The following is a 20,150-nucleotide window of genomic DNA, read 5'->3' as shown; positions in this document are numbered from 1 at the left end:
TTAATCTAAGCCATTATCTTCCATGAACCCTTGTTATGTAATCCGGGAATCTAGGTTATAGGGGCAGGCATCCTGGCAGGCATCGCAGCCGATGGTCCAGGTGGCTGTATTTTTTTCAGGCATATCCTCCGGATATCTTCCGCCGCCGAAGGTATTGCAGAAGGATACACAGCGGAGGGGGTTCATGGTGTAGGGGGCTTTCAATGCATGGGAGGGGCAGGCTTTCCGGCAGAGTCCGCAGTGTTCGCTGCAGGGGCGGAAGGTTTTCTGATGGTAAAGCCGGCATTTTGCATCTATGGCAAATCCGTCAAGCTGTACGAAGGAGCCTGTTTCATCATAAAAGAAATTATTTTGACGAATGATTCCAAGCCCTGCCATGACCGCTGCGTAGCGAAGGCCGCCAATCTGTCCATGATTGTCATCTCCTCCGTTATCCCAGCGGATGCCTTTTTCTTCCAGCCATTTCCGGAAAGAGAGCTGTTTTTGGAAAAGTTCTCCGTCCGGATCGCTGTTTGGGGAAAGGAGGAAGGCTTTGGCATATTTCTTCCGAAGGTAGGGAGGATACCGGAACCGGGCAAGGCTTGTGGTACAGATGATGAGGGATTTCGCCCAGGGGAAACGTTCCCTTACGTGGGTCAGCGGGAGAAGATGGCTGTAGAACGGTACTGATTCAGGAACGTTTTTCATTCTTTCTGCAAGACGGTCTTTATAATCGTCCATGTCTTCCAGGGAAATGATGCCGCATCCTGTATATCCGCAGGAAAGGGCCTGCTGCTCGATTTCTTTCGCTAAAGCTTCGTTGTTTTCCATGATTCCTCCATTAGATCTTATTCATTGCCGCAGCAGCGGACAGTCTGGTTTGGATGCGGATCAGTTCTGCCGCATCTTCTTTTCCCAGAATGTTTTCCACTTTCTGCTGCGCTTTTTCCCATACCGGATAGGCTTTGGCGAGGATTTCTTCTCCTGAAGGAGAAAGAGTCCAGGTTTTTCCGGATCCTTCCGCCCGCGTGAGCCAGCCCTGTTTTTCCAGGGATTTCAGGTTGCGTACCATGGTGCTCCGCTCGAGTCCGGCGTATTCGGCCCACTGGGTGACATTTCCTTTGCCCATTTTTTTCAACTGGGAAAGAAGGAAATACTGGGAAATAGAAAGTCCTGCGGGTTTCATTTGTTCATCATAAAAAGAAGTCAGGATTTGCGCTCCGTGGCGGGAGGCAGCGCAGTAGCAGTCGATGTTTTTCATAAGTTCCTCCATAGTAGTGTATCTACACTGTGTTCATACACTATACAGACATATAAAGAATTTGTCAAGGAAATTTTTGAGCATAAATCTGAATTGGCCATATAAGGCAGGTCATGATATACTTTTTCTATCTGAAAGGAGGTGAAGGCATGGAAATCGTATGGACCTGCGGGGAAGATGATGAGGGGCGGGTGGTGAAGGATATTGCAAGGAAGAGACTTCATTTGTCCGGCGCTCTCTGGAAAAGAATCAAATGGAATGGTATTTTTTCTTTGAACGGGGAAGCGCTGCACAATGCGAAGACTCCGGTGAAGGCGGGGGACGTACTGCGCTTTGTGTGGAGTGAGGAGTCCGATATCGTTCCGTCTGATATTCCTCTGGACATTTTATATGAGGATAAAGAACTTCTCATCGTGAACAAGGGTCCAGGCATGATCATTCATCCCACGTCGAAAGAAGCCCATGATACGCTGGTGAATGCGGTGGCCGGCCATTTCCAGAAGAAAGGGGAGGACTCCGGCATTCATCCGGTGTACCGGCTGGACAGGAATACTACGGGAATCGTAGTGGTGGCCAAGTCGGCCAAAGGGCAGTATGAATTGTCAAAGTCCCACGATGTGCTTTATCGGGAATACCTGGCTCTTGTCTCTGGAAATATGGAAGGAGAGGGGACCATTGAGGCGCCCATCGGGCGCAGACCGGGTTCCATCGTGGAATGGATGGTGAGGGATGATGGCAAATGGGCGGCCACGGAGTATAAAGTGCTGGCTTCATCGGATGAGGCCAGTCTCCTCAAACTTCATCTCCTTTCCGGAAGGACCCATCAGATCCGGGTCCACTGCACGCACCTGGGCCATCCGCTTCTGGGAGACACCCTGTATGGGGGTCCCATGGATCTCATGGGCCGCCAGGGACTCCATGCTTTCACTGTGACTTTTCATCATCCGGAAACAGGGGAGAAATTATATTTCAAGGCTCCCCTTCCGGAGGATATGAAACATGTCATTTCCGCCTTATGGCCGGATTTTGATTTTATAAAGGAGGGACTCTAATGATTTTGGGAAATAGAATTCCTTATCTTTCTTTTACTATATATAAGGATTTGCCTGTGAAAGCTGCCGTATCCACCCGGAAGGGCGGCGTGAGTGTTTCTCCTTATGACAGTCTCAATATGGGCCTGCATACGGGGGATTCTCTGGAAAATGTGCTGGAAAACCGCAAAAGGTACTGCCATGCCCTTGGCATTGATGAAGGGTCCCTTATCAACTGCTGCCAGGTGCATGGCACACACATAGAAGAGGTGGATGAAAGGGACAGGGGTCGGGGTGCTTTTTCATTGGACAGTGCCATTCCCGCAACGGACGGCCTCATGACTTCTTCTGCAGCGGTGCCTCTCACCATGAATTATGCGGACTGCACGCCCCTTTTCTTTTATGATCCGGTGAAGAAGGTGATTGCCCTTTCCCATGGCGGCTGGCGGGGCACGGCCGGCGATATTGCCGGGAAAACGGTATCTCTCATGGCAGAGAAATTCCATTCCCGCAGGGAGGATATTTTGGGGGCCATAGGGCCGGCCATTGGTCTTCCCGATTTTGAGGTGGGAGAAGAGGTTATTCTTGCCATGAAGCCCCTTTTCAGTGAAGAGGAATGGCTATCTCTTTATAGAAAGAAGGAAAATGGAAAGTATCTGTTCGGTTTGGCGGAGGCGAACCACTGTCTCATGCGGAAGGCGGGGCTTCTGGAGAACCACATCGAGGACTGCCATATTTCCACATGGAAGGACAATGACCTCTTTTATTCCTACCGGAAGGAAAAGGGAAGGACCGGGCGCCACATGGCGGTGCTTATGATGGAGCCATGAGGGGAGAAAGAGTGGCCCTTGTGACCGGCGCTTCTTCCGGCCTGGGCAGGGAGTTTGCCGGAAAAATCGGGGAAATGGGACTGGCTGATGAAATCTGGCTCATTGCCAGGCGGAAGGAAAATCTGGAAAGGCTGAGAGAAGAACTTCCGGTGAAGGCAAGAATTCTCCCCCTTGACCTTCTGGATGATGATTCTTTTGCTGCTTTGGATAAGCTCCTTCATGAGGAGAATCCGCATATTTCCCTTCTTATCAATAATGCGGGAAGGTGCAGGGCTGTTTCCTTTGCTGAGGAAGAGATGGAAGATGTGAGGGATATGGTCAGGCTTGATGCGGAGGTGCCGGTGAAGCTGGTGCGGCTGTGCCTGCCTTATATGATGGAAGGAGCCGGCATGATCAATGTATGCTCTGCCGCTTCCTTTGTGCCGCTGCCTGGGCTTTCGGTGTACAGCGCGTCCAAAAGTTTCCTTCTTTCTTTCAGCCGGTCCCTTTACCGGGAGCTGAAGGGGCGGGGCATTGCGGTTACTGCCCTCTGTCCCTACTGGATAGAAGATACGGAGCTTATGGGGAAGGCAGGTATTGCCACCCATCCCCTGGGCATGCTGAAGGCGAAGTATGTGGCGGAAAGAGGGCTTTTGGATAACAGGCGGGGAAAAGAAATGTCCATTCCCGGCATCATGGCAAAGCTCACCTGTCTGGGGGCGGCACTGCTTCCTCTTCCGGTGCTTTTATTTTTCAAAAAGCTGTTTCGTGCATGAAAAAAACTTCGGAGCCTCTGGGGTTCCGAAGTTTTTGATTTCAATGAAATGTATTATTTCCAAGGAGCGGATGGACGGCGGGTTTCAAACTTCGCTTTTCGATGATGTCCAGTGCTTCTTCCATGGTTACGTCTCTTCGGCTGTCTTCTTTTTCATAGACCAGCATGGGAGAGGCGGCGTCCAGTTCGCTGCCGGGGAGATACACATATTCCCCGTTTCGGCTGTCGCCGTAGATTTGACCTGCCAGCAGGCGGCTTTCTGCCAGTTTATACATGGGTATCCTCCAGATCGCAGATGAAATGGGGCTTGAAGTCCAGATAGTCTGCAGAGGTGAGATGGAGCCTGATGCCTTCCAGCTCCTCCGGCAGGTTTACGAAATTGGGGGCCCCGTGGATATGGCCGTAAATGCAGTCGGTAACATGGTATTTCTTCATGATTTCTATCATGTGGGAGGGACGTTTCATCTCATCAAAGGGAGGATAGTGGAGCACCGCCATAATGCGGCGGGCGCCGGTTTTTTCCGCCAGCTGGAGGGACCGCTCCAGCCGTCCTTCTTCCCTGGCAATGATGGGCTTGTCTGCCTCTGTCAGTTTCGGGGAGGTTTCCGAAAGCCATCCCCTGGTGCCTCCCAGGGCTACCTGGCCGGTGACGATGGTGGAGTTGTGAAGGAATTCCAGCATGCCGCCGGTCATTCTTGTCATCTTGGTGACCGTGTCCCACCAGTAATCATGATTTCCGCGAACCACGATTTTCCGGCCCGGCAGGCGGCCCAGCATTTTCAGGTCGGAAATGGCGTCGTCCATGTTCATGGCCCAGGATAAATCGCCGGCCATAATGACGGTGTCATCTTCCTGAATGGTTTGAAGCCAGGCTGTTATGATTTTTTCTCTGTGGTTTTTCCAGTGGGCGCCGAATATGTCCATGGGCTTGGCGGGCGGGTCGCCGGACAGGTGGAAATCGCTGAAAGCGTATAATTTCATAGATTATTATTCTCCAAAATAGGCGGGAGATGCCAGAGTTTCCATCATCCGCTTTTTGCTTTCTCCGTCCATGACATGGGTAATGCGGTAGCCCATGTACAGGGGGCTGGCAGAGTAGCGGGGGAATATTTTGGCATGGATATGTTTCATGTAGTGGTAAAAGAAAATGTTGTAGCTGGTGCAGGGGAGAGGGAAGTCATGAAGCACGAAGCGGGCCAGGGTCTGGATGGTATCGGCAAACCGGTCCGGCGAGCCGTCCTTCTTCAGCGTCACATTCAGTTCCCCCATGCAGCTTAAGGGATAGTCGGAAATGGTGGCATAGCAGTCACTGTCTTCATGAACCAGGGATCCCAGAAAATTTTCTCCCAGGATGTTATCCCGGTAGTCGTAGTTCTTAAGGCCGATGATCTGGGAGTGGGGGTGCCGCTGGGATCCGCCGGATCCGGGGCCGTAGTTGCGGAAATAGATGACGGACTTGAACCTTTTGTCCGCCTCCAGCTTCAGCCAGTGGGAAAGGCCAAAGGTTATCACCTCATGCAGCTTTTCCGGCTTATAGGTGGTCAGCTCTCCGTCATGGTCCGCTGTTTCCACAATCACCGTGGGCCAGGTTTCTTCAAAGACAGGAAATTTGTTCATGAGCCAGATGATGTCGCCCTGCTTCTCCAGAATGCCGGTCAGTTTTTCCGGGTGGCAGAAGGGGCAGATTTTCTGGGTGCCGGAATGGGGCTTCCGGCTGCCGATGGTCAGGTTAAACGTAATAGGTGTATTCATGTGTATGTCCTCATCTTTCACTTATTTATTATAGCACAGGCTGGGACAGGCATATGGGGCCGTCCTGTAAAAGAAAGGTAAAAACAGGGGCTCTGAGAAATTTATGGCAGGTGCCTATTTTTATCTTGACAAAGAGAGGAGAATCAGCTAATATATTGTCATAGCAATTCTTTAACGAAATAAAGTAATAAAGAGAGGTAGTTATTATGAAACTGAAAAAACTGGTCATTGCAGGGGTTCTGGCACTGGGTGCCGCTGGTCTTCTGGCAGGCTGCGGCGGGGATAACAAGGCAGGAAGCGCAGCAAAATCCGCTGCTGCCGGCAACAAACCTGCGAAAATCGTAGCCGGCATGGATGATACCTTTGCTCCCATGGGTTTCCGTGATGACAGCGGCAAAATCGTAGGCTTTGATATCGATATGGCGGAAGCGATTTCCAAGGAAATCGGCGTGCCCATCGAATTCAAACCCATTGACTGGGCTTCCAAGGAAACGGAACTGAATTCCGGCCGCATCGACTGCATCTGGAACGGTTTCACCATGACACCGGAAAGACAGAAGAAACTGGCATTCACAAAGCCATACATGGATAATATCCAGGAATTCGTAGTGCTGAAGGATTCCCCTGTCCAGAGCATGGAGGATTTGAAGGGCAAGAAGATTACCATTCAGGAAGCATCTACGGCAGAAACGGCGCTGAACCGGGATCCCCAGCTGAAGGCCGCCTTTGCGGAAGTGAAGGCTTATCCGGATCTCACCGCCTGCTTCATGGATCTGGAAAGCGGACGCTGCGATGCCGTACTGGCTGATACAGTGCTGAATGAATACTACATGACAAAGAAACCGGATCAGTTCCGCGAACTGCCGGACCAGGTTTCCAAGGACACCTTCGCCATCGGCATTAAGAAAGACAACCAGGCACTGGTGGATCTCCTGAACCAGGGCATTGACAAGGTCATTGCCAACGGGGAAGCGGCCAAGATTTCCCAGAAGTGGTTCGGCAAGGATGTAGTACTGAAATAAGAAAAATTTCCTGCCCCGCAGGCGGGAAGAAAAATCACCGGAGCGGGCCAGCCCCTCCGGTGATTTTCCTTTTATGCAAAAATTCTGTTTCTCTATCTTGTTAAATGAATGAAGGCAGTGTATGATATTCATGCATGCATCAAAGGGAGTTCCTCTATCCCTGTTTTTCTAAGGAGTTACTGATGGATTATATTATTCACATTCTGCCCAATATGTTTTCCGGGCTGGCTGTTTCAGCAAAGATATTTGTGCTTACCTTTGTGCTGGCACTGCCTATCGGGATTCTGCTGGCCATGGTCCGCATTTCCCATGTGGTGATTTTCAGGAAACTGGCAGCCATGTATATTTACCTCATGCGGGGAACGCCCCTCATGCTGCAGATTATGTTTATCTACTACGGCCTGCCTCTCATGCTTCATGTACAGGTGAGCGATTTCCCTGCGGCCATCATTGCTTTCGTGGCCAACTATGCTGCCTACTTTGCGGAAATCTTCAGGGGCGGCATCCAGTCCATCAGCAAGGGTCAGTACGAAGGGGCCAAGGTGCTGGGATTCAGCTACCGCCAGACCATGTGGCACATCATCCTGCCCCAGGTGATTAAACGGGTCATCCCGCCTCTGGGCAACGAAACCATTACCCTTCTGAAGGATACATCCCTGGTGTACATCCTGGCCATGAACGACCTTATGCGCGTCACCCGCGCCTTCGTACAGCGGGACTTCGATACCACCCCTTTCCTGGTGGCTGCTGTTTTTTATCTGGTGTGCACCGCAGTTCTCACAAAGATCCTGGCCTATGTGGAAAAGCGGTATGCTGTTTATGAAGAATGAGGGGGATGGGAATGAGCTTTATTGAAATGAAAAATATCCGGAAGGATTTCGGAAAGCAGACCATCCTTCATAACGTGAATATGACCCTGGAAAAGGGCGAAGTCCTTTCCATCATCGGCCCCTCCGGCGCCGGCAAGAGTACGCTGCTCCGCTGCCTGATTCATCTGGAAACCATCCAGGGCGGCTCCATCCTGGTGGACGGAGACTACCTGGCGGAAGAAAAGAACGGCGCCATGGTGTATGCCGATGAAGCAAAGCAGAAAAAAATCCTCGGCAAAATGGGCATGGTCTTCCAGTCCTTCAACCTTTTCCCCCACATGACGGTGCTTGATAATATCATGGCGGCTCCTATCTATGTGAAGGGCATGAAAAAGGAAGAAATCCGGCCTTTGGCAGAGGAACTCCTCAGCAAGGTAGGGCTTCTCAATAAGAAGGACGTATACCCGGGAAGCCTTTCCGGCGGGCAGAAACAGCGGGTGGCCATTGCAAGAGCCCTGGCTATGAACCCGGATATCATGCTTTTTGATGAACCTACGTCGGCGCTGGATCCGGAACTTACGGGAGAAGTGCTGAAAACCATCCAGCAGCTGGCTGATGAAAACATGACCATGGCCATCGTTACCCATGAAATGGCCTTCGCCAAATCCGTTTCCGACCGTATCCTTTTCATGGTTGACGGACGGGTGGAAGAGGAAGGCACCAGCGAGGAAGTCTTCGACCATCCGAAGAACGAAAGGACAAAGGCGTTCCTGAAATCCATTCTGAGGGCGTGAAAGAGGCTGTGGCGTAAAACCGGGAGAATCCGGGCTTTGGCTCATTTCGGTAGGAGATCTCTCGACTCAGAGTTTTCAAAGAGGCGGGCACGTACCGCCTATACCGGCATGCTGCTCCGCTCGAGATGACGAAGGGGCGCTTACCTTTCAGTCATACTTTCCCAGGAAATACAGACGCAAAAAAGACCGGGAGGAAATGTTTATCATTTCTTCCCGGCCTTTTTTATGACCTGTCACAGCCCCAGCGCTATGCCGGCGGCAGCAGAAATGGCGATATAGATAATGGGGTGCCAGCGGAACTTCACAAGGGCCCCGTAGATGACAAGGGCCAGAATGAGGGAGGGCCAGCGGAAAAGGGTGGAAAGAGAGCCGGTGTCTGCAAAAAGAGGCAGGTTCAGAAGGGAGATTTTGGCCACCCCCAGACCGGCAGCGGCGATTAAGGCGGTGGAAGCGGGGCGGAGGCCGTAGAAAATGCGGCCCATGATTTCCGATTCCTTGAATTTTTTCAGAATGGAATAGACGATGGAAATGACAATGATGGCCGGCGCCGTGAGGGACAGGGTGGTGTAGATGCCGCCGGGAATGCCCAGGGCCTGGAAGCCGGCGTAGGTGGCCATATTGACGCCCAGGGGGCCCGGGGTGGATTCGGAAATGGCAATCATGTTGGCAATGTCTTCGGCGGAAAACCAGCCGGTGCGCTGGGAAATATCATAGAGGAAGGGAAGGGTAGCCAGGCCTCCGCCAACGGCAAAAAGACCGGCCTTGAAGAATTCCCAGAACATCTGGAGCCACATCATTTGGAAGCACCTTCTTTCTTTTCTGCCCGGGGCATGAGGAAGAAGCCTGCAATGCCTGCCAGGATGACGGAGAATACGGGGGATACGGGAGCAAAGAGGGAAATAAGGAGGATGGCGATGAAAATGAGGAGGGTTCTTTTATCCTTCACCGATTTCCGCCCCAGCTTCAGCACTGCATCCAGAATGAGGATGCACACGCAGGCCCGGATGCCGGTAAAGGCGTGGGCCACGTAGGGATTCTCCTCAAACTGGGTGAGGAACATGGCAATCACCGTGATGATAATCATGGAAGGGGTGATGACGCCGATGGTGGCAAAGATGCCGCCCCAGAAACCTTTCAGCTTCAAGCCGATGAAGGTGGCCACATTCACCGCAATCATGCCCGGTGTCACCTGTCCCAGGGCATAGTAGTCCATGAGCTCCTCCTCCGTGGCCCAGTGGTGGTTGTCCACCACCTCCCGCTGGAGGATAGGGAGCATGGCATAGCCGCCGCCGAAGGTGACGGCTCCCATTTTGGCAAATATCAGGAACAGCTGCAGTAATAATTTCATTTTTCTCCGTCCTTTCCGGAAAGCAGCGACTTCATGGGTTTCCTCAACCAGCGGATACATTTTCATTTTATGTATATCCTTTAAGCCGGCTTTCAATGAAATGTTGCATATTTAATGGAATACATGTATCATAGCAGTTATAAAGGCATATGAAAAATATTCATTTGATTAAAAACTATATGGAGAGGATATAGATGGACCTGAGACAGCTTAGATATTTCAAAGCCATTATTGAAGAAGGCACCATTACGGGGGCCGCCAGGAAACTTCATATTTCCCAGCCGCCCCTGTCAAGCCAGATGCATCTCCTGGAAAAGGAGCTTGGCAGCACCCTCTTTGAACGGGGGGCCAGGCAGATCGTGCCTACGGAAGCGGGAAGCCGTCTTTACCGCTATGCCCTAGAAATGCTGGAGCTGGAAAGCGCGGCCAGGGAGGAAATCAGCAATCTGAAAACGGGGCACCAGGGCATTCTTCATCTGGGCATGGTCTCCTCCGGCGGCCATGAAAAGCTCTATGACCTGCTGAGGGAGTTTAAAAGCCGCTACCCCCATATCCAGGTGAAGGTGCATGAAGGGAACAGTTATGAACTTCTGGAGCAGCTGAGGAAGGGGAAGCTGGATGTGTCACTCCTCCGTTCCCCCTTTTCCCTCTACGGACTGGACCTGGTGCCTCTGGAGAAGACATCCATGGCCGTAGGCCTTTCAGGAAAGGCCTTTCCTTCTTTTCAGTCCGGTTCCTTCCTTTTAAAGGATCTCACAGGACTGCCCCTCATCCTGTACCGGCGGTGGGAAAAAATCATTATGGAAGAATGCGAAAAGGAAAAATTCCAGCCCGATGTGTACTGCGTGGCCGATGATGCCAGGACCTGCCGGGAATGGGCGGAGGCAGGCCTGGGGGCGGCCCTGGTGCCCCTGACGGTGCTTGAGAAAAGCGGTGAGCTTATGGTGGGAAAACTGCAGGAAGAGGCCCTGCAGTCGGAGCTTTATCTGGCCAGAAGAAAGGGGGAAGGCCAGGGGGGAGGCCCCTCTCTTTTCTTCCATATGGCGGAAGACAGGGAGAAGAATTTTATTTCATAAATAGAAAAAATGGAAAAAAGGGGAAAATCGCCCTTTTTCTCACCTGGATTATCGAAAAATTTGTTTTTTTAAACTCTTTATGCTAAAATATAACTTGCGATTTATCGTGCACTGAAAGAACCAACCAAGGTATCATTTGTCGGTAAGCCGACTTAAGGAGGAATATTTTTTATGAACGTAAAAGTAGAGGCACTGGATCAGCACAAGGTTTCCGTAGGCATTGAACTGCCCGCTGAAGTTGTACAGAAAGGATTCAAAAGAGCAGTAGCCCGCATTGCCAACCAGGTAAGAATCCCCGGATTCCGTAAAGGCAAAGCAAGCCGCAAAATCCTTGAAATGCATTTCGGCAAGGAAGCTGTAGAAGCGGAAGCTAAGGACATTGTAATCAATGAATCCATTGAAGAAGCACTCCGCCAGGAAAAACTGGTTCCGGTAACCACTCCCGAAGTAAAGGATGACAAATTCTCCGAAGCAGAAGGCGCTTCCTTCACCGTTACCTTCGTAAAACGTCCGGAAGTAGAACTGGGCGAATACAAAGGCCTGGAAGCAAAGAAAGAAAACCCGGAAATCACCGATGACCAGGTCATGGCACAGCTCAAAGGCGCTGCTGAACAGAATGCAAGAATGGAAAAGGCAGAAGAAGGGGCTGAACTGAAGAAAGGCGACTTCGCTATTATCGATTTCAAAGGTACCGTTGACGGCAAGCCCTTCGAAGGCGGCGAAGGCAAGACCTATCCGCTGGAAATCGGTTCCCAGAGCTTTATCCCCGGCTTTGAAGACCAGCTGGAAGGACATAAGGCCGGCGACGACGTAACCGTAAAGGTAACCTTCCCGGAAGACTACTTCGTAGATGCCCTCAAAGGCAAGGAAGCAGAATTCGCAGTTCATATCAGTGACGTAAAACGCAAACAGCTTCCTGAACTGGATGACGCATTTGCAAAATCCATCAGCCAGTTTGAAACCATGGATGAACTGAAGGCAGCTGTAAAACAGCAGATGCAGCTCCAGGCTTTCCAGCAGGCAGAAGAAGCTTACCATGAAGCTCTCGTCAACCAGGCTGTAGCCAATGCCAAAGTAGACATTCCCCAGGAAATGGTGGAACAGCGCATTGACGAAATCGTGGAAGAAATGAAACTGAACATTGAATCCAGAAACTCTACCATGGATGACTACCTGAAGAACATCGGCCAGACCATGGAACAGCTCCGCAAGAACTATGAAAAGACCGCTGCTGAACAGGTACGTCAGGGACTGGTTCTGGAAGCCATTGCTGAAAAGGAAGATCTCACCGTTACCAATGAAGATCTCTCCATGGAAGTTTACAGCATGGCTCATCAGTTCAATGCCGACCCCAAGGATGTAATGAAAGTCATCCAGGAAGAAGGCCGCGTAGGCATGCTGGTGAACTCCGTACTCCGCAAGAAAGCAGCTGCTTTCATCTACGGCGCTGCCAAGAAAGCGGAAGCTGATAAGAAGGAAGCAGAAGAAAAGACTGAAGACGCTCCCAAGGCTGAAGAAGCTCCGGCAGAAGAAAAGAAAGACGATTTTGAATCCATGACAGTGAAAGACCTGAAGGCCTATGCAGCTGAAAAGGGCATTGCACTGGAATCCAAAGCAAAGAAAGCTGAAATTATCGAAACCATCCGTCAGGCAGAATCCAAATAATTCCGCCCAGGGCAGATGATTCACTACTGAATTCAATATCAGGAAACTGATAATAGTTGGGAAAAAGAGACGCGGGGATAACCGGCGTCTCTTTCGACCATATGGAAATCGGAATTTCACGGTGAAATTCCTGTGTCCAAGAAAGAAAGGGTGTTACCTATGGCATATGTACCGATTGTCGTTGAACAGACAGCCCAGGGAGAAAGATCCTACGACATTTACTCCCGCCTTCTGAAAGACCGTATCATTTTTCTGGACGGCCAGATCGAAGACCACATGGCCAATGTCATCATTGCCCAGCTCCTCTTCCTGGAAGCAGAAGATCCGTCCAAAGACATCCATCTCTATATCAACAGCCCCGGCGGTGTGGTGACCGCAGGCCTGGCTATTTATGACACTATGCAGTATATCCGTCCCGATGTATCCACCATCTGCATCGGCTCCTGCGCCAGCATGGCCGCTGTCCTTCTGACTGCCGGCGCTAAGGGCAAGAGATATGCCCTGCCCCATTCCAACATTATGATTCACCAGCCACTGGGCGGCGTACAGGGACAGGCTACGGAAATTGAAATCCATGCCCGTGAAATCCTGCGCCTTCGGGAGGAACTGAACGGCATTCTTTCCAAACACAGCGGACAGCCTCTGGAAACCATTGCCAGAGATACGGAAAGGGACAATTTCATGACTGCTGAAATGGCGAAGAACTATGGCCTTATCGACCAGATCCTTACCCGCAATGATTTGCAGAAAGTAACTGCCAAATAAAGGAGGCTTCCATTGAACAGGAAAAATGAAGGAACTCCGGTTTGCAGCTTCTGCGGCCGCTCCGGTGACGAAGTGGAGAAGCTGATTGCCGGCCCCGGCGTCTATATCTGCAACGAATGCATCGAAGTGTGCTCCAATATCCTTCGGGAAGAGCTGAAGGCAGACAAGAAAAAGGCAGCGCCCCATTTCAAGCTGCCCACACCGGAAGAAATCAAGAAATATATGGACCAGTACGTCATCGAACAGGATGATGCCAAAATGGCACTGGCTGTGGCCGTATACAACCATTACAAACGCATCGAGCACGAAGGGGAAGACGATGATGTGGAACTGCAGAAGTCAAACATCATCATGCTTGGGCCCACGGGCAGCGGCAAAACCCTTCTGGCCCAGACCCTGGCCAGATTCCTGGACGTACCCTTTGCCATTTCCGACGCCACTACCCTCACCGAAGCGGGCTATGTAGGGGAAGACGTGGAAAATATCCTGCTCCGCCTTATCCAGGCAGCAGACTACGATATCGACAAGGCAGAACGGGGCATTGTCTACATCGATGAAATTGATAAAATTGCCCGGAAATCGGAAAACCCCTCCATTACCAGGGACGTATCCGGCGAAGGGGTGCAGCAGGCTCTGCTGAAGATTCTGGAAGGCACTGTGGCCAGCGTTCCGCCCCAGGGAGGAAGAAAACATCCGAACCAGGAAATGATCCAGATCGATACCACCAACATCCTCTTCATCTGCGGCGGTGCCTTTGCAGGCATTGACAAGGTCATTGACCGCCGGCTTACCAAGAGCGTCATGGGATTCGGCGCGGACATTGAAAAGAAGGACGAAAAGGACATGGCTGAACTGCTGCAGCAGGTACAGCCGGAAGACCTTCTCAAATTCGGCCTTATCCCCGAATTCATCGGCCGTCTCCCTGTCATTGTGCCTCTCCATCCATTGAATGAGGAAGCCCTGGTGAAGATTCTGACCGAACCGAAGAACGCCCTTGTCCGTCAGTACCAGAAACTGCTGGCTATGGACCATGTGGAACTGGAATTTGATGATGGCGCCATCCATGCCATTGCCCGCCAGGCCATTGAAAGAAATACGGGTGCCAGAGGACTTCGTGCCATCATTGAAAAAATCATGCAGCACGTGATGTACGAAATCCCCAGCATGAAGGACGTGGTCAAGTGCACCGTAACGGAAGATGTGGTAAAGAACCATTCCGAACCTATCCTCACAAGGAAGGACAGCTGAATTTCTGAAATCATGTCCTGAAGAGCCGGAGCTTCAGAAGGCCATGAATGCCATCCATTTCAGATGGCATTCACGGCCCTCTGGCTCCGGCTTTTCTGACCGATGGAATGTCTCTTTATAAATTTTCATTTTCCTTTTATAAAATAAGGAATTCATGCTCTTCCATGTGTTACAATAAACTGGGGAAACTCTGTGATGAAAACAGTCTTCCCCAGTATGGAGGAATCATATATGAGTGAACAGACAACTGAAAACAATGGCCTCAACCTGCCTCTGGTACCGCTGAAGGACATTGTGATTTACCCTAAAATGACGGTGAACCTTGACATAGGCAGGAAGGATTCGGCCGACGCGGTGCGCCTTGCCAGCCGGGGCGACCGCTATATCGTAACCGCTCTGGAAGGGGGCGGAGAAGAGACCTCGGATGTATACTCCGTAGGCACCGTATCAAAAATCAGCCAGATGCTCCAGCTCCCCGGCGGACTGGTGCGGGTGCTGGCGGAAGGGGTATCCCGCGTAAAAATTAAGAGCGTCTACAACGGTGAAAGATGCCTTATGGCGGAAGTGGATGACCTGGAAGAAACGGCCCCGGACGATGAACTTCGGGCAGAGGCCTACAGAAGAACCATTCTGAAGGAATTCTTCGAATGGCTCCGCAACACGAAGCAGGGACTTCCCGATGAGCAGATGGAACAGTTGAAAGCCATTACGGACCCCGGCGAAACCGCCGATTTCCTGTCTGCCCAGCTCATCCTGTCGCCGAAACAGCGGCAGGACGTACTGGAAGAAACGGACATTATGAACCGGCTTCGCCTGGTTCACCGTCTGCTGGACCAGGAAATCCAGATCGGACGGCTGGAAGCGGAAATCAACGGCGATGTCCGTGCCAAAATGGATAAAGAGCAGCAGGACTACTACCTGCGCCAGAAAATCAAGACTATCCACGACCGCCTGGGAGACACGGTAAGCCAGGAAAAGGAAGCGGACGAATACCGGAAAAAACTGAAAGAGACAGGCATTCCGGAAGAATACAAGCCGAAACTTTCCAAGGAAATCGACCATCTGGCAGCCATGCCGCCTATGATGGCGGAAACGGCGGTGGCCAGAAACTATCTGGACTGGATTTTCAGCCTCCCCTGGACAGAGGAAAGCCAGGACAAGCTGGACTTGAAGGATGCGAAGAAAGTACTGGACCACGACCATTACGGCCTGGAAAAAATCAAGGAACGAATCCTGGAATATCTGGCAGTGCGGGTGCTGGCACCGGATGCCAAAGCGCCTATTATCTGCTTCGTAGGACCGCCAGGCGTAGGCAAGACCTCCCTGGCCCAGTCCATTGCCAACGCCATGGGACGGAAATTCGCCCGCATTTCCCTGGGCGGCATTCATGATGAAGCGGAAATCCGGGGCCATCGCCGCACCTACATCGGCGCCATGCCGGGGCGTTTCATCGAAGCCATCAGCCAGGCAAAGACAAAAAATCCCCTTATCCTTCTGGATGAAATCGACAAAGTAGGCGCCGACTTCCGGGGAGACCCGGCTTCCGCCCTGCTGGAAGCGCTGGATCCGGAACAGAATAAAGCCTTCCATGATAATTACATCGATATTCCCTTCGACCTGTCCAAAGTCTTCTTCCTGGCCACCGCCAATACGGTATCCACCATCCCGCCGGCTCTTCTGGACCGCATGGAACTCATCGAGCTTACAGGATACACGGAAGAGGAAAAGGTGAAAATTGCCAGACAGTACCTCATTCCACGGCAGATGAAGAGAAACGGCCTTAAAGCGAAGGACATCCATTTCACCGACCTGCTCATCCGCCGCGTTATCCAGGGCTATACCAGGGAAGCGGGAGTGCGCGAACTGGAAAGAACCATCGGCTCCCTCTGCCGCAAGGTAGGCAAGAAAATCGTCCTTCAGGACGAAAGCCTTCCCGCCCTTTCCGCCAAGACACTGGAAAAATACCTGGGTCCTGTGAAATTCCTGCCTATGGCCGAAGAACACCCCGACGCCGTAGGACGGGTGAACGGACTGGCCTGGACCATGGCCGGCGGCGAAGTACTGGATACGGAAGCGGTCACCATCAAGGGCAAGGGCAACCTTATCCTCACGGGACAGCTGGGAGATGTGATGAAGGAATCTGCCGAAACGGCCTACACCTACATCCGCAGCCGGGCAAAGGAACTGGGCCTGAAGGAAGATTTCTATGAAACCCTGGACACCCATATCCATCTGCCCGAAGGCGCCGTTCCCAAGGACGGCCCCTCCGCCGGCGTCACCATGGCCACTGCCATGGCCTCCGCCTACACCGGAAGGAAGGTAAGAGGCGACACCGCCATGACCGGCGAAATCACCCTTACCGGCGAAGTCCTTCCCATCGGCGGCGTGAAGGAAAAGGTGCTGGCAGCCAACCAGTTCGGCATTAAGCAGATCCTCCTTCCTGAAAAGAACAGGCGGGATCTGGAAGAACTGCCGGAGTCCGTCAGGGAAAAACTTCATTTCGTATATGTAAAGAATGTGGATGATGTGCTCAGCCACGCCCTTCTGAAATAAGGAAACGCTGATTCAATCACCGTCTGCTTTTATTCTTATCAAAGCAGACACTATGAATGAATCAGCGCTTCCGCAAAGGCGGCCCATCAGATCCGGAGTAAGGAGGCATCCCCTTGTCAGAAATCAAAAAAATGGATGAATTTCATATATTCTCTTCCGCCTATTTCCGGGCGGCGGTGAACCGCAGCCAGTACGTGAACGACGGCAGGAAGGAAATCGCCTTCATCGGACGTTCCAATGTAGGCAAATCATCCCTCATCAACTCCCTCTGCGGAAGGAAGAAACTGGCCTTTGTAAGCCGGGAACCGGGCAAGACCAGAACCATCAACTACTACGCCATACAGTCCAGAAGGATGGAAGAAGAAAAAGAAGTGCGGCAGGACTGGTACCTGGTAGACCTGCCGGGCTACGGCTTTGCCAAAACAAGTCAGCAGAACAAGGACAGCTGGTCATCCTTCATTGCAGACTATCTGGAACATTCGCCCACCCTGCAGATGATTGGCCTTTTAATCGACCTTCGCCATCCCGGCCTTCCCATCGACCTCAAGGCCTATGAATGGCTCCGCTCCATCGCCCCCTCCCTTCTGATTATCGGCACCAAGGGAGACAAACTGAAACGGAACGAACTGGTGAAGAACAGGAAGCTTCTGGAAAAATATTTCCCGGGAGATTTCCCTCCCATTGCCTACTCCTCCCTTTCAGGAGAAGGCAGGGACGAACTGCTGAAAGTCATTGAAGAAAAGATTTGTGACTGATATGAAAAAGACCATGTTTCTCACCGTCATTTTGGCGGCGGCATCCATCACAGGCTTTGCCTACAATGTATATGCTCCCAACTCCTTCGACGCCGTGAGCCCCGCCTCCTGGGACTACAAAACCGTGGAAACCCTGTGCAGGGAAGGGAAAGCCCCTTCCTACACGGAAGACTTCTTCCGCCGCGGCAGCATTACCCGCTATGAACTGGCCGGCGTCATCAAGGACATGCTGGAACACCATGACAGGAATGACAAAGACCACGGAAGCCTCATGAAGCTCAAAAAAGAATACGCCCGGGAACTGGAAGCCCTGGGGTACAAGGAAGAAAAGAAAACGGCTGAAGGGAAACCGGTGCTGGAAATGGGCGGAGACGGAAGAATCCGCTACAGCAGCGACGGAGACGCCGACGGAAGAGTCCGGGTGAACACCATCTGGCACATTGACAGAGATACCACCGTCAATGCCGGCGGCACAAAGAATGTAGACTGATAAAACCGCGATACCATGGAAATCCATGGCATCGCGGTTTTTTAGTGGGCCGGTGGGGAGGGCGGCTGTCGGCTGTCCGCTTTCCGCTGTCCGACTGGTATTTCTTAGTGGGCTAGTCGGAGTCACTTACGGCATACATCAGAAGTGTTTCCCTTCGAACGGTATTTACCGTTATATGAGCCATCGGCGGCATGTACCAAGATTCTTCGCCTGCGGCTCGGTATTTTGGGGGAGGCGGGAAGAAGGCTCCATATTGCATGCCGCCTTTGGCGGCATTACAAAATTTATTGCCCGAAGGGCAATCCACAACCCTCAGCGCCATAGGCGCTGTCAAACCTAAGAACCTTAAGAACCCACGGGGCCAAAGGCCCCGTCCACCTCTTCCTCTGAACCCTCTGACCCCTCTTACTCAATACACCATCACATACCACAGAATAAGCACAGAGAGAAGGGCCAGGTTGTACAGGGAGAAGGCGGCCAGGTATTCCTTTTTTCCGGCGGAGGGAATATTGGCGTAGGTTTTGAAGGAAATGAGGCTGGCCATGGAGGCGATGAGGGTGCCCAGGCCGCCTATGTCCACCCCAAGGAGGAGGGGCGCCGCGTTTTCCGTATAAGGAGAAAGCATGACCGTGGCAGGCACGTTGCTGATGAACTGGGAGAGAAGAAGGGAAATCCAGAACTCCCGGCCCGCCAGGGTTTCCCGGGCCCAGGTGCTGACCATGTCCATGCGTCCCAGATTCCCTACGGCCATGAAAAGGAGGGCGAAGAGGAGGAGCAGCTTGTAATCCACCCGGAGGAACACATGCCTGTCAAGAATCACCATCACCGGCACCACCACCGCCAGTACAAGGGAAAGGGGCAGAAGCCGGAGGACATGAAGGATGGAAAGAAGAAGAAGAAACAGGAGGAGCAGGGATTTCCTCTTCGGAAGAGGCGCTTCCATAGGCGGCATGGAAGAGACGGTATGCTTCGGGAAAAGGCGGCCTGCTGTATAGATAAGAAAACCGCTGATAAGAACCACAGGCCCCGTGAAGGAAAGAAATGTGAAAAGGGGCAGATGGTAGTAGTCGTAGATGAAAAGATTCTGCGGATTTCCAATGGGCGTGAGCATGCTTCCCATATTGGCGGCTATGGTTTCCAGCGTAATCAGGGGAATGAGAAGCGCCCGCTCCCGGATTTCCAAAAAGGTGGCAATGGAAAAGGGAACGAAAATGATGAGGGATATGTCATTGGTAATCACCATGGAAGAGAAAAAGCAGGCAAAGATGAAAAAGCGGGCCATCAGCCGCACCGTCCCCTTCCCGGAGAAAAAATGAAGGCACAGGGCCCGGGGAATTCCCCATTTCCCGATTTCCGCCGTAATGACCATAAGGCAGAAAAGAATGCCCAGAAGATTCCAATTAATGCTTTCCCAAAGAAGGGAAGGGGAAAAGGGCACGAAAAGGCCGGTGAAAACGGCAAAGAGTGCGGCCAGCAGTAGATCTGCGTACTTGGTTATCATGAAAAACCTCCGATGCAATAGGATGTCTCTGTCATTATAACGGAAAGTGGGCTGGTGAACTAGTGGGATAGTGGGATAGTGGGATAGTGAGCTAGGGAGCTGGTGGGCTGATACAGCTGTCCGCTGTCGGCTGTCCGCTTGCCGCCTGTTGCTATCCGCCAATTTTGGACTGTATTCCCGAAAGCAGGAGAAAAGCAGACATCAGACGCCTCTTTCCCGCCGATTGATATTTATCGGCAGATGAGTCACTGGCGGCGTTCACCGAGATTCTTCGCTTCGCTCAGAATGACTTGCTCGGCGGGAAGACAGAAGCGTAACGTGGACTATAAAACTCATCGCCGCCAAAGGCGGCGATACCACAACCCTCGGCCCCATGGGCCGTTAATCCTAAGAACCCTCCGGCCCAAGGGGCCGGTCAATCTTAAGAACCTTCCCCTCTGAACCCGGCCCGCCGCAGGCGGGCCACTTAGTGTAAAATTTTACTCGGTGGGGGAATTTTTCCAAAAACAATAAAAGA

21 protein-coding genes are annotated in these 20,150 nt (G+C 51.9%); 13 read left to right on the top strand and 8 right to left on the bottom strand.

Annotation, left to right across the window (positions count from 1 at the left end; translation table 11 throughout):
- Positions 1 to 33: 33 nt before the first annotated feature.
- Complete coding sequence (locus Q0482_RS00390) at positions 34 to 810, bottom strand: 4Fe-4S double cluster binding domain-containing protein (RefSeq protein ID WP_299142012.1); 777 nt, start codon at positions 808 to 810, stop codon at positions 34 to 36.
- Positions 811 to 820: 10 nt separating this feature from the next.
- The gene (locus tag Q0482_RS00385; protein ID WP_288264769.1) at positions 821 to 1,240 is read right to left on the bottom strand and encodes a MarR family winged helix-turn-helix transcriptional regulator; all 420 of its coding nucleotides are present in this window, start codon (positions 1,238 to 1,240) and stop codon (positions 821 to 823) included.
- A 149-nt stretch (positions 1,241 to 1,389) separates the two neighbouring features.
- Between Q0482_RS00385 and Q0482_RS00380 the strand changes: the two genes are divergently transcribed.
- Genes Q0482_RS00380 through Q0482_RS00370 form a run of 3 tightly spaced genes read left to right on the top strand, consistent with a single transcriptional unit; the run spans position 1,390 to position 3,856 of the window.
- A complete protein-coding gene (locus tag Q0482_RS00380; protein WP_299142009.1) occupies positions 1,390 to 2,292 on the top strand; it encodes an RluA family pseudouridine synthase in 903 nt (300 codons plus the stop codon).
- Positions 2,292 to 3,101, top strand: a complete 810-nt coding sequence (gene pgeF / locus Q0482_RS00375) for a peptidoglycan editing factor PgeF (RefSeq protein ID WP_299142005.1) — start codon at positions 2,292 to 2,294, stop codon at positions 3,099 to 3,101. Before Q0482_RS00380 ends, pgeF begins: the two co-directional genes overlap by 1 nt.
- The gene (locus Q0482_RS00370; protein WP_299142003.1) at positions 3,098 to 3,856 is read left to right on the top strand and encodes an SDR family NAD(P)-dependent oxidoreductase; all 759 of its coding nucleotides are present in this window, start codon (positions 3,098 to 3,100) and stop codon (positions 3,854 to 3,856) included. The genes pgeF and Q0482_RS00370 overlap by 4 nt, the downstream gene beginning before the upstream one ends.
- Before the next feature lie 40 nt (positions 3,857 to 3,896).
- Here the strand turns inward: Q0482_RS00370 and Q0482_RS00365 are convergent, their stop codons facing one another.
- The 3 genes from Q0482_RS00365 to Q0482_RS00355 are packed head-to-tail and all read right to left on the bottom strand — an operon-like array spanning position 3,897 to position 5,607.
- Positions 3,897 to 4,130 carry a hypothetical protein gene (locus Q0482_RS00365; RefSeq protein WP_299142000.1) on the bottom strand — a complete coding sequence of 78 codons (234 nt, stop codon included), beginning with the start codon at positions 4,128 to 4,130 and terminating at the stop codon, positions 3,897 to 3,899.
- Entirely contained in the window at positions 4,123 to 4,836 is a 714-nt protein-coding gene (locus tag Q0482_RS00360) for a metallophosphoesterase (RefSeq protein ID WP_299141997.1), read from the bottom strand. Before Q0482_RS00360 ends, Q0482_RS00365 begins: the two co-directional genes overlap by 8 nt.
- A gap of 6 nt (positions 4,837 to 4,842) precedes the next feature.
- Positions 4,843 to 5,607, bottom strand: coding sequence for a DUF4931 domain-containing protein (locus tag Q0482_RS00355; RefSeq protein ID WP_299141994.1), 765 nt, complete (start codon positions 5,605 to 5,607; stop codon positions 4,843 to 4,845).
- A 206-nt stretch (positions 5,608 to 5,813) separates the two neighbouring features.
- On the opposite strand from Q0482_RS00355, the gene Q0482_RS00350 reads away from it, so the two are divergent.
- From Q0482_RS00350 to Q0482_RS00340, 3 genes are all read left to right on the top strand, one after another.
- A complete protein-coding gene (locus Q0482_RS00350; RefSeq protein ID WP_299141991.1) occupies positions 5,814 to 6,629 on the top strand; it encodes an amino acid ABC transporter substrate-binding protein in 816 nt (271 codons plus the stop codon).
- A 182-nt stretch (positions 6,630 to 6,811) separates the two neighbouring features.
- Positions 6,812 to 7,459: an amino acid ABC transporter permease gene (locus tag Q0482_RS00345; RefSeq protein ID WP_299141989.1), complete on the top strand. Its 648-nt coding sequence runs from the start codon at positions 6,812 to 6,814 to the stop codon at positions 7,457 to 7,459.
- Between the two features lie 11 nt (positions 7,460 to 7,470).
- Positions 7,471 to 8,232 carry an amino acid ABC transporter ATP-binding protein gene (locus Q0482_RS00340; protein ID WP_299141987.1) on the top strand — a complete coding sequence of 254 codons (762 nt, stop codon included), beginning with the start codon at positions 7,471 to 7,473 and terminating at the stop codon, positions 8,230 to 8,232.
- Positions 8,233 to 8,465: 233 nt separating this feature from the next.
- Here the strand turns inward: Q0482_RS00340 and Q0482_RS00335 are convergent, their stop codons facing one another.
- Together Q0482_RS00335 and Q0482_RS00330 are read right to left on the bottom strand one after the other, a co-directional pair.
- Entirely contained in the window at positions 8,466 to 9,029 is a 564-nt protein-coding gene (locus Q0482_RS00335) for a chromate transporter (RefSeq protein ID WP_299141986.1), read from the bottom strand.
- Positions 9,026 to 9,580 (bottom strand): chromate transporter, encoded by a 555-nt coding sequence (locus tag Q0482_RS00330; RefSeq protein ID WP_299141984.1) that lies wholly within the window; start codon positions 9,578 to 9,580, stop codon positions 9,026 to 9,028. The genes Q0482_RS00335 and Q0482_RS00330 overlap by 4 nt, the downstream gene beginning before the upstream one ends.
- Before the next feature lie 194 nt (positions 9,581 to 9,774).
- Between Q0482_RS00330 and Q0482_RS00325 the strand changes: the two genes are divergently transcribed.
- The 7 genes from Q0482_RS00325 to Q0482_RS00295 all read left to right on the top strand — a co-directional run bounded on the left by Q0482_RS00325 (position 9,775) and on the right by Q0482_RS00295 (position 18,132).
- Positions 9,775 to 10,656 (top strand): LysR family transcriptional regulator, encoded by an 882-nt coding sequence (locus tag Q0482_RS00325; protein WP_299141982.1) that lies wholly within the window; start codon positions 9,775 to 9,777, stop codon positions 10,654 to 10,656.
- Between the two features lie 171 nt (positions 10,657 to 10,827).
- Positions 10,828 to 12,321, top strand: a complete 1,494-nt coding sequence (gene tig / locus Q0482_RS00320) for a trigger factor (RefSeq protein ID WP_299141980.1) — start codon at positions 10,828 to 10,830, stop codon at positions 12,319 to 12,321.
- A 159-nt stretch (positions 12,322 to 12,480) separates the two neighbouring features.
- On the top strand, positions 12,481 to 13,086 hold the full coding sequence (gene clpP, locus Q0482_RS00315) for an ATP-dependent Clp endopeptidase proteolytic subunit ClpP (protein WP_288264756.1): 606 nt from the start codon (positions 12,481 to 12,483) through the stop codon (positions 13,084 to 13,086).
- A gap of 12 nt (positions 13,087 to 13,098) precedes the next feature.
- Complete coding sequence (gene clpX, locus Q0482_RS00310; protein ID WP_299141977.1) at positions 13,099 to 14,334, top strand: ATP-dependent Clp protease ATP-binding subunit ClpX; 1,236 nt, start codon at positions 13,099 to 13,101, stop codon at positions 14,332 to 14,334.
- 231 nt (positions 14,335 to 14,565) lie between these two features.
- Positions 14,566 to 16,887: an endopeptidase La gene (gene lon / locus Q0482_RS00305; RefSeq protein WP_299141975.1), complete on the top strand. Its 2,322-nt coding sequence runs from the start codon at positions 14,566 to 14,568 to the stop codon at positions 16,885 to 16,887.
- Positions 16,888 to 17,000: 113 nt separating this feature from the next.
- On the top strand, positions 17,001 to 17,642 hold the full coding sequence (gene yihA, locus Q0482_RS00300; RefSeq protein WP_299141973.1) for a ribosome biogenesis GTP-binding protein YihA/YsxC: 642 nt from the start codon (positions 17,001 to 17,003) through the stop codon (positions 17,640 to 17,642).
- A gap of 1 nt (position 17,643) precedes the next feature.
- Positions 17,644 to 18,132, top strand: a complete 489-nt coding sequence (locus Q0482_RS00295; RefSeq protein ID WP_299141970.1) for a hypothetical protein — start codon at positions 17,644 to 17,646, stop codon at positions 18,130 to 18,132.
- 409 nt (positions 18,133 to 18,541) lie between these two features.
- Here Q0482_RS00295 and Q0482_RS00290 read toward each other — a convergent pair whose 3' ends face one another.
- The gene (locus Q0482_RS00290; RefSeq protein ID WP_299141967.1) at positions 18,542 to 19,633 is read right to left on the bottom strand and encodes an SLC13 family permease; all 1,092 of its coding nucleotides are present in this window, start codon (positions 19,631 to 19,633) and stop codon (positions 18,542 to 18,544) included.
- Between the last annotated feature and the right edge of the window lie 517 nt (positions 19,634 to 20,150).

This window comes from uncultured Dialister sp., from assembly GCF_937959425.1.
GTDB lineage: Bacteria > Bacillota > Negativicutes > Veillonellales > Dialisteraceae > Dialister.
This window is presented reverse-complemented; position numbering and strand designations above follow the sequence as displayed.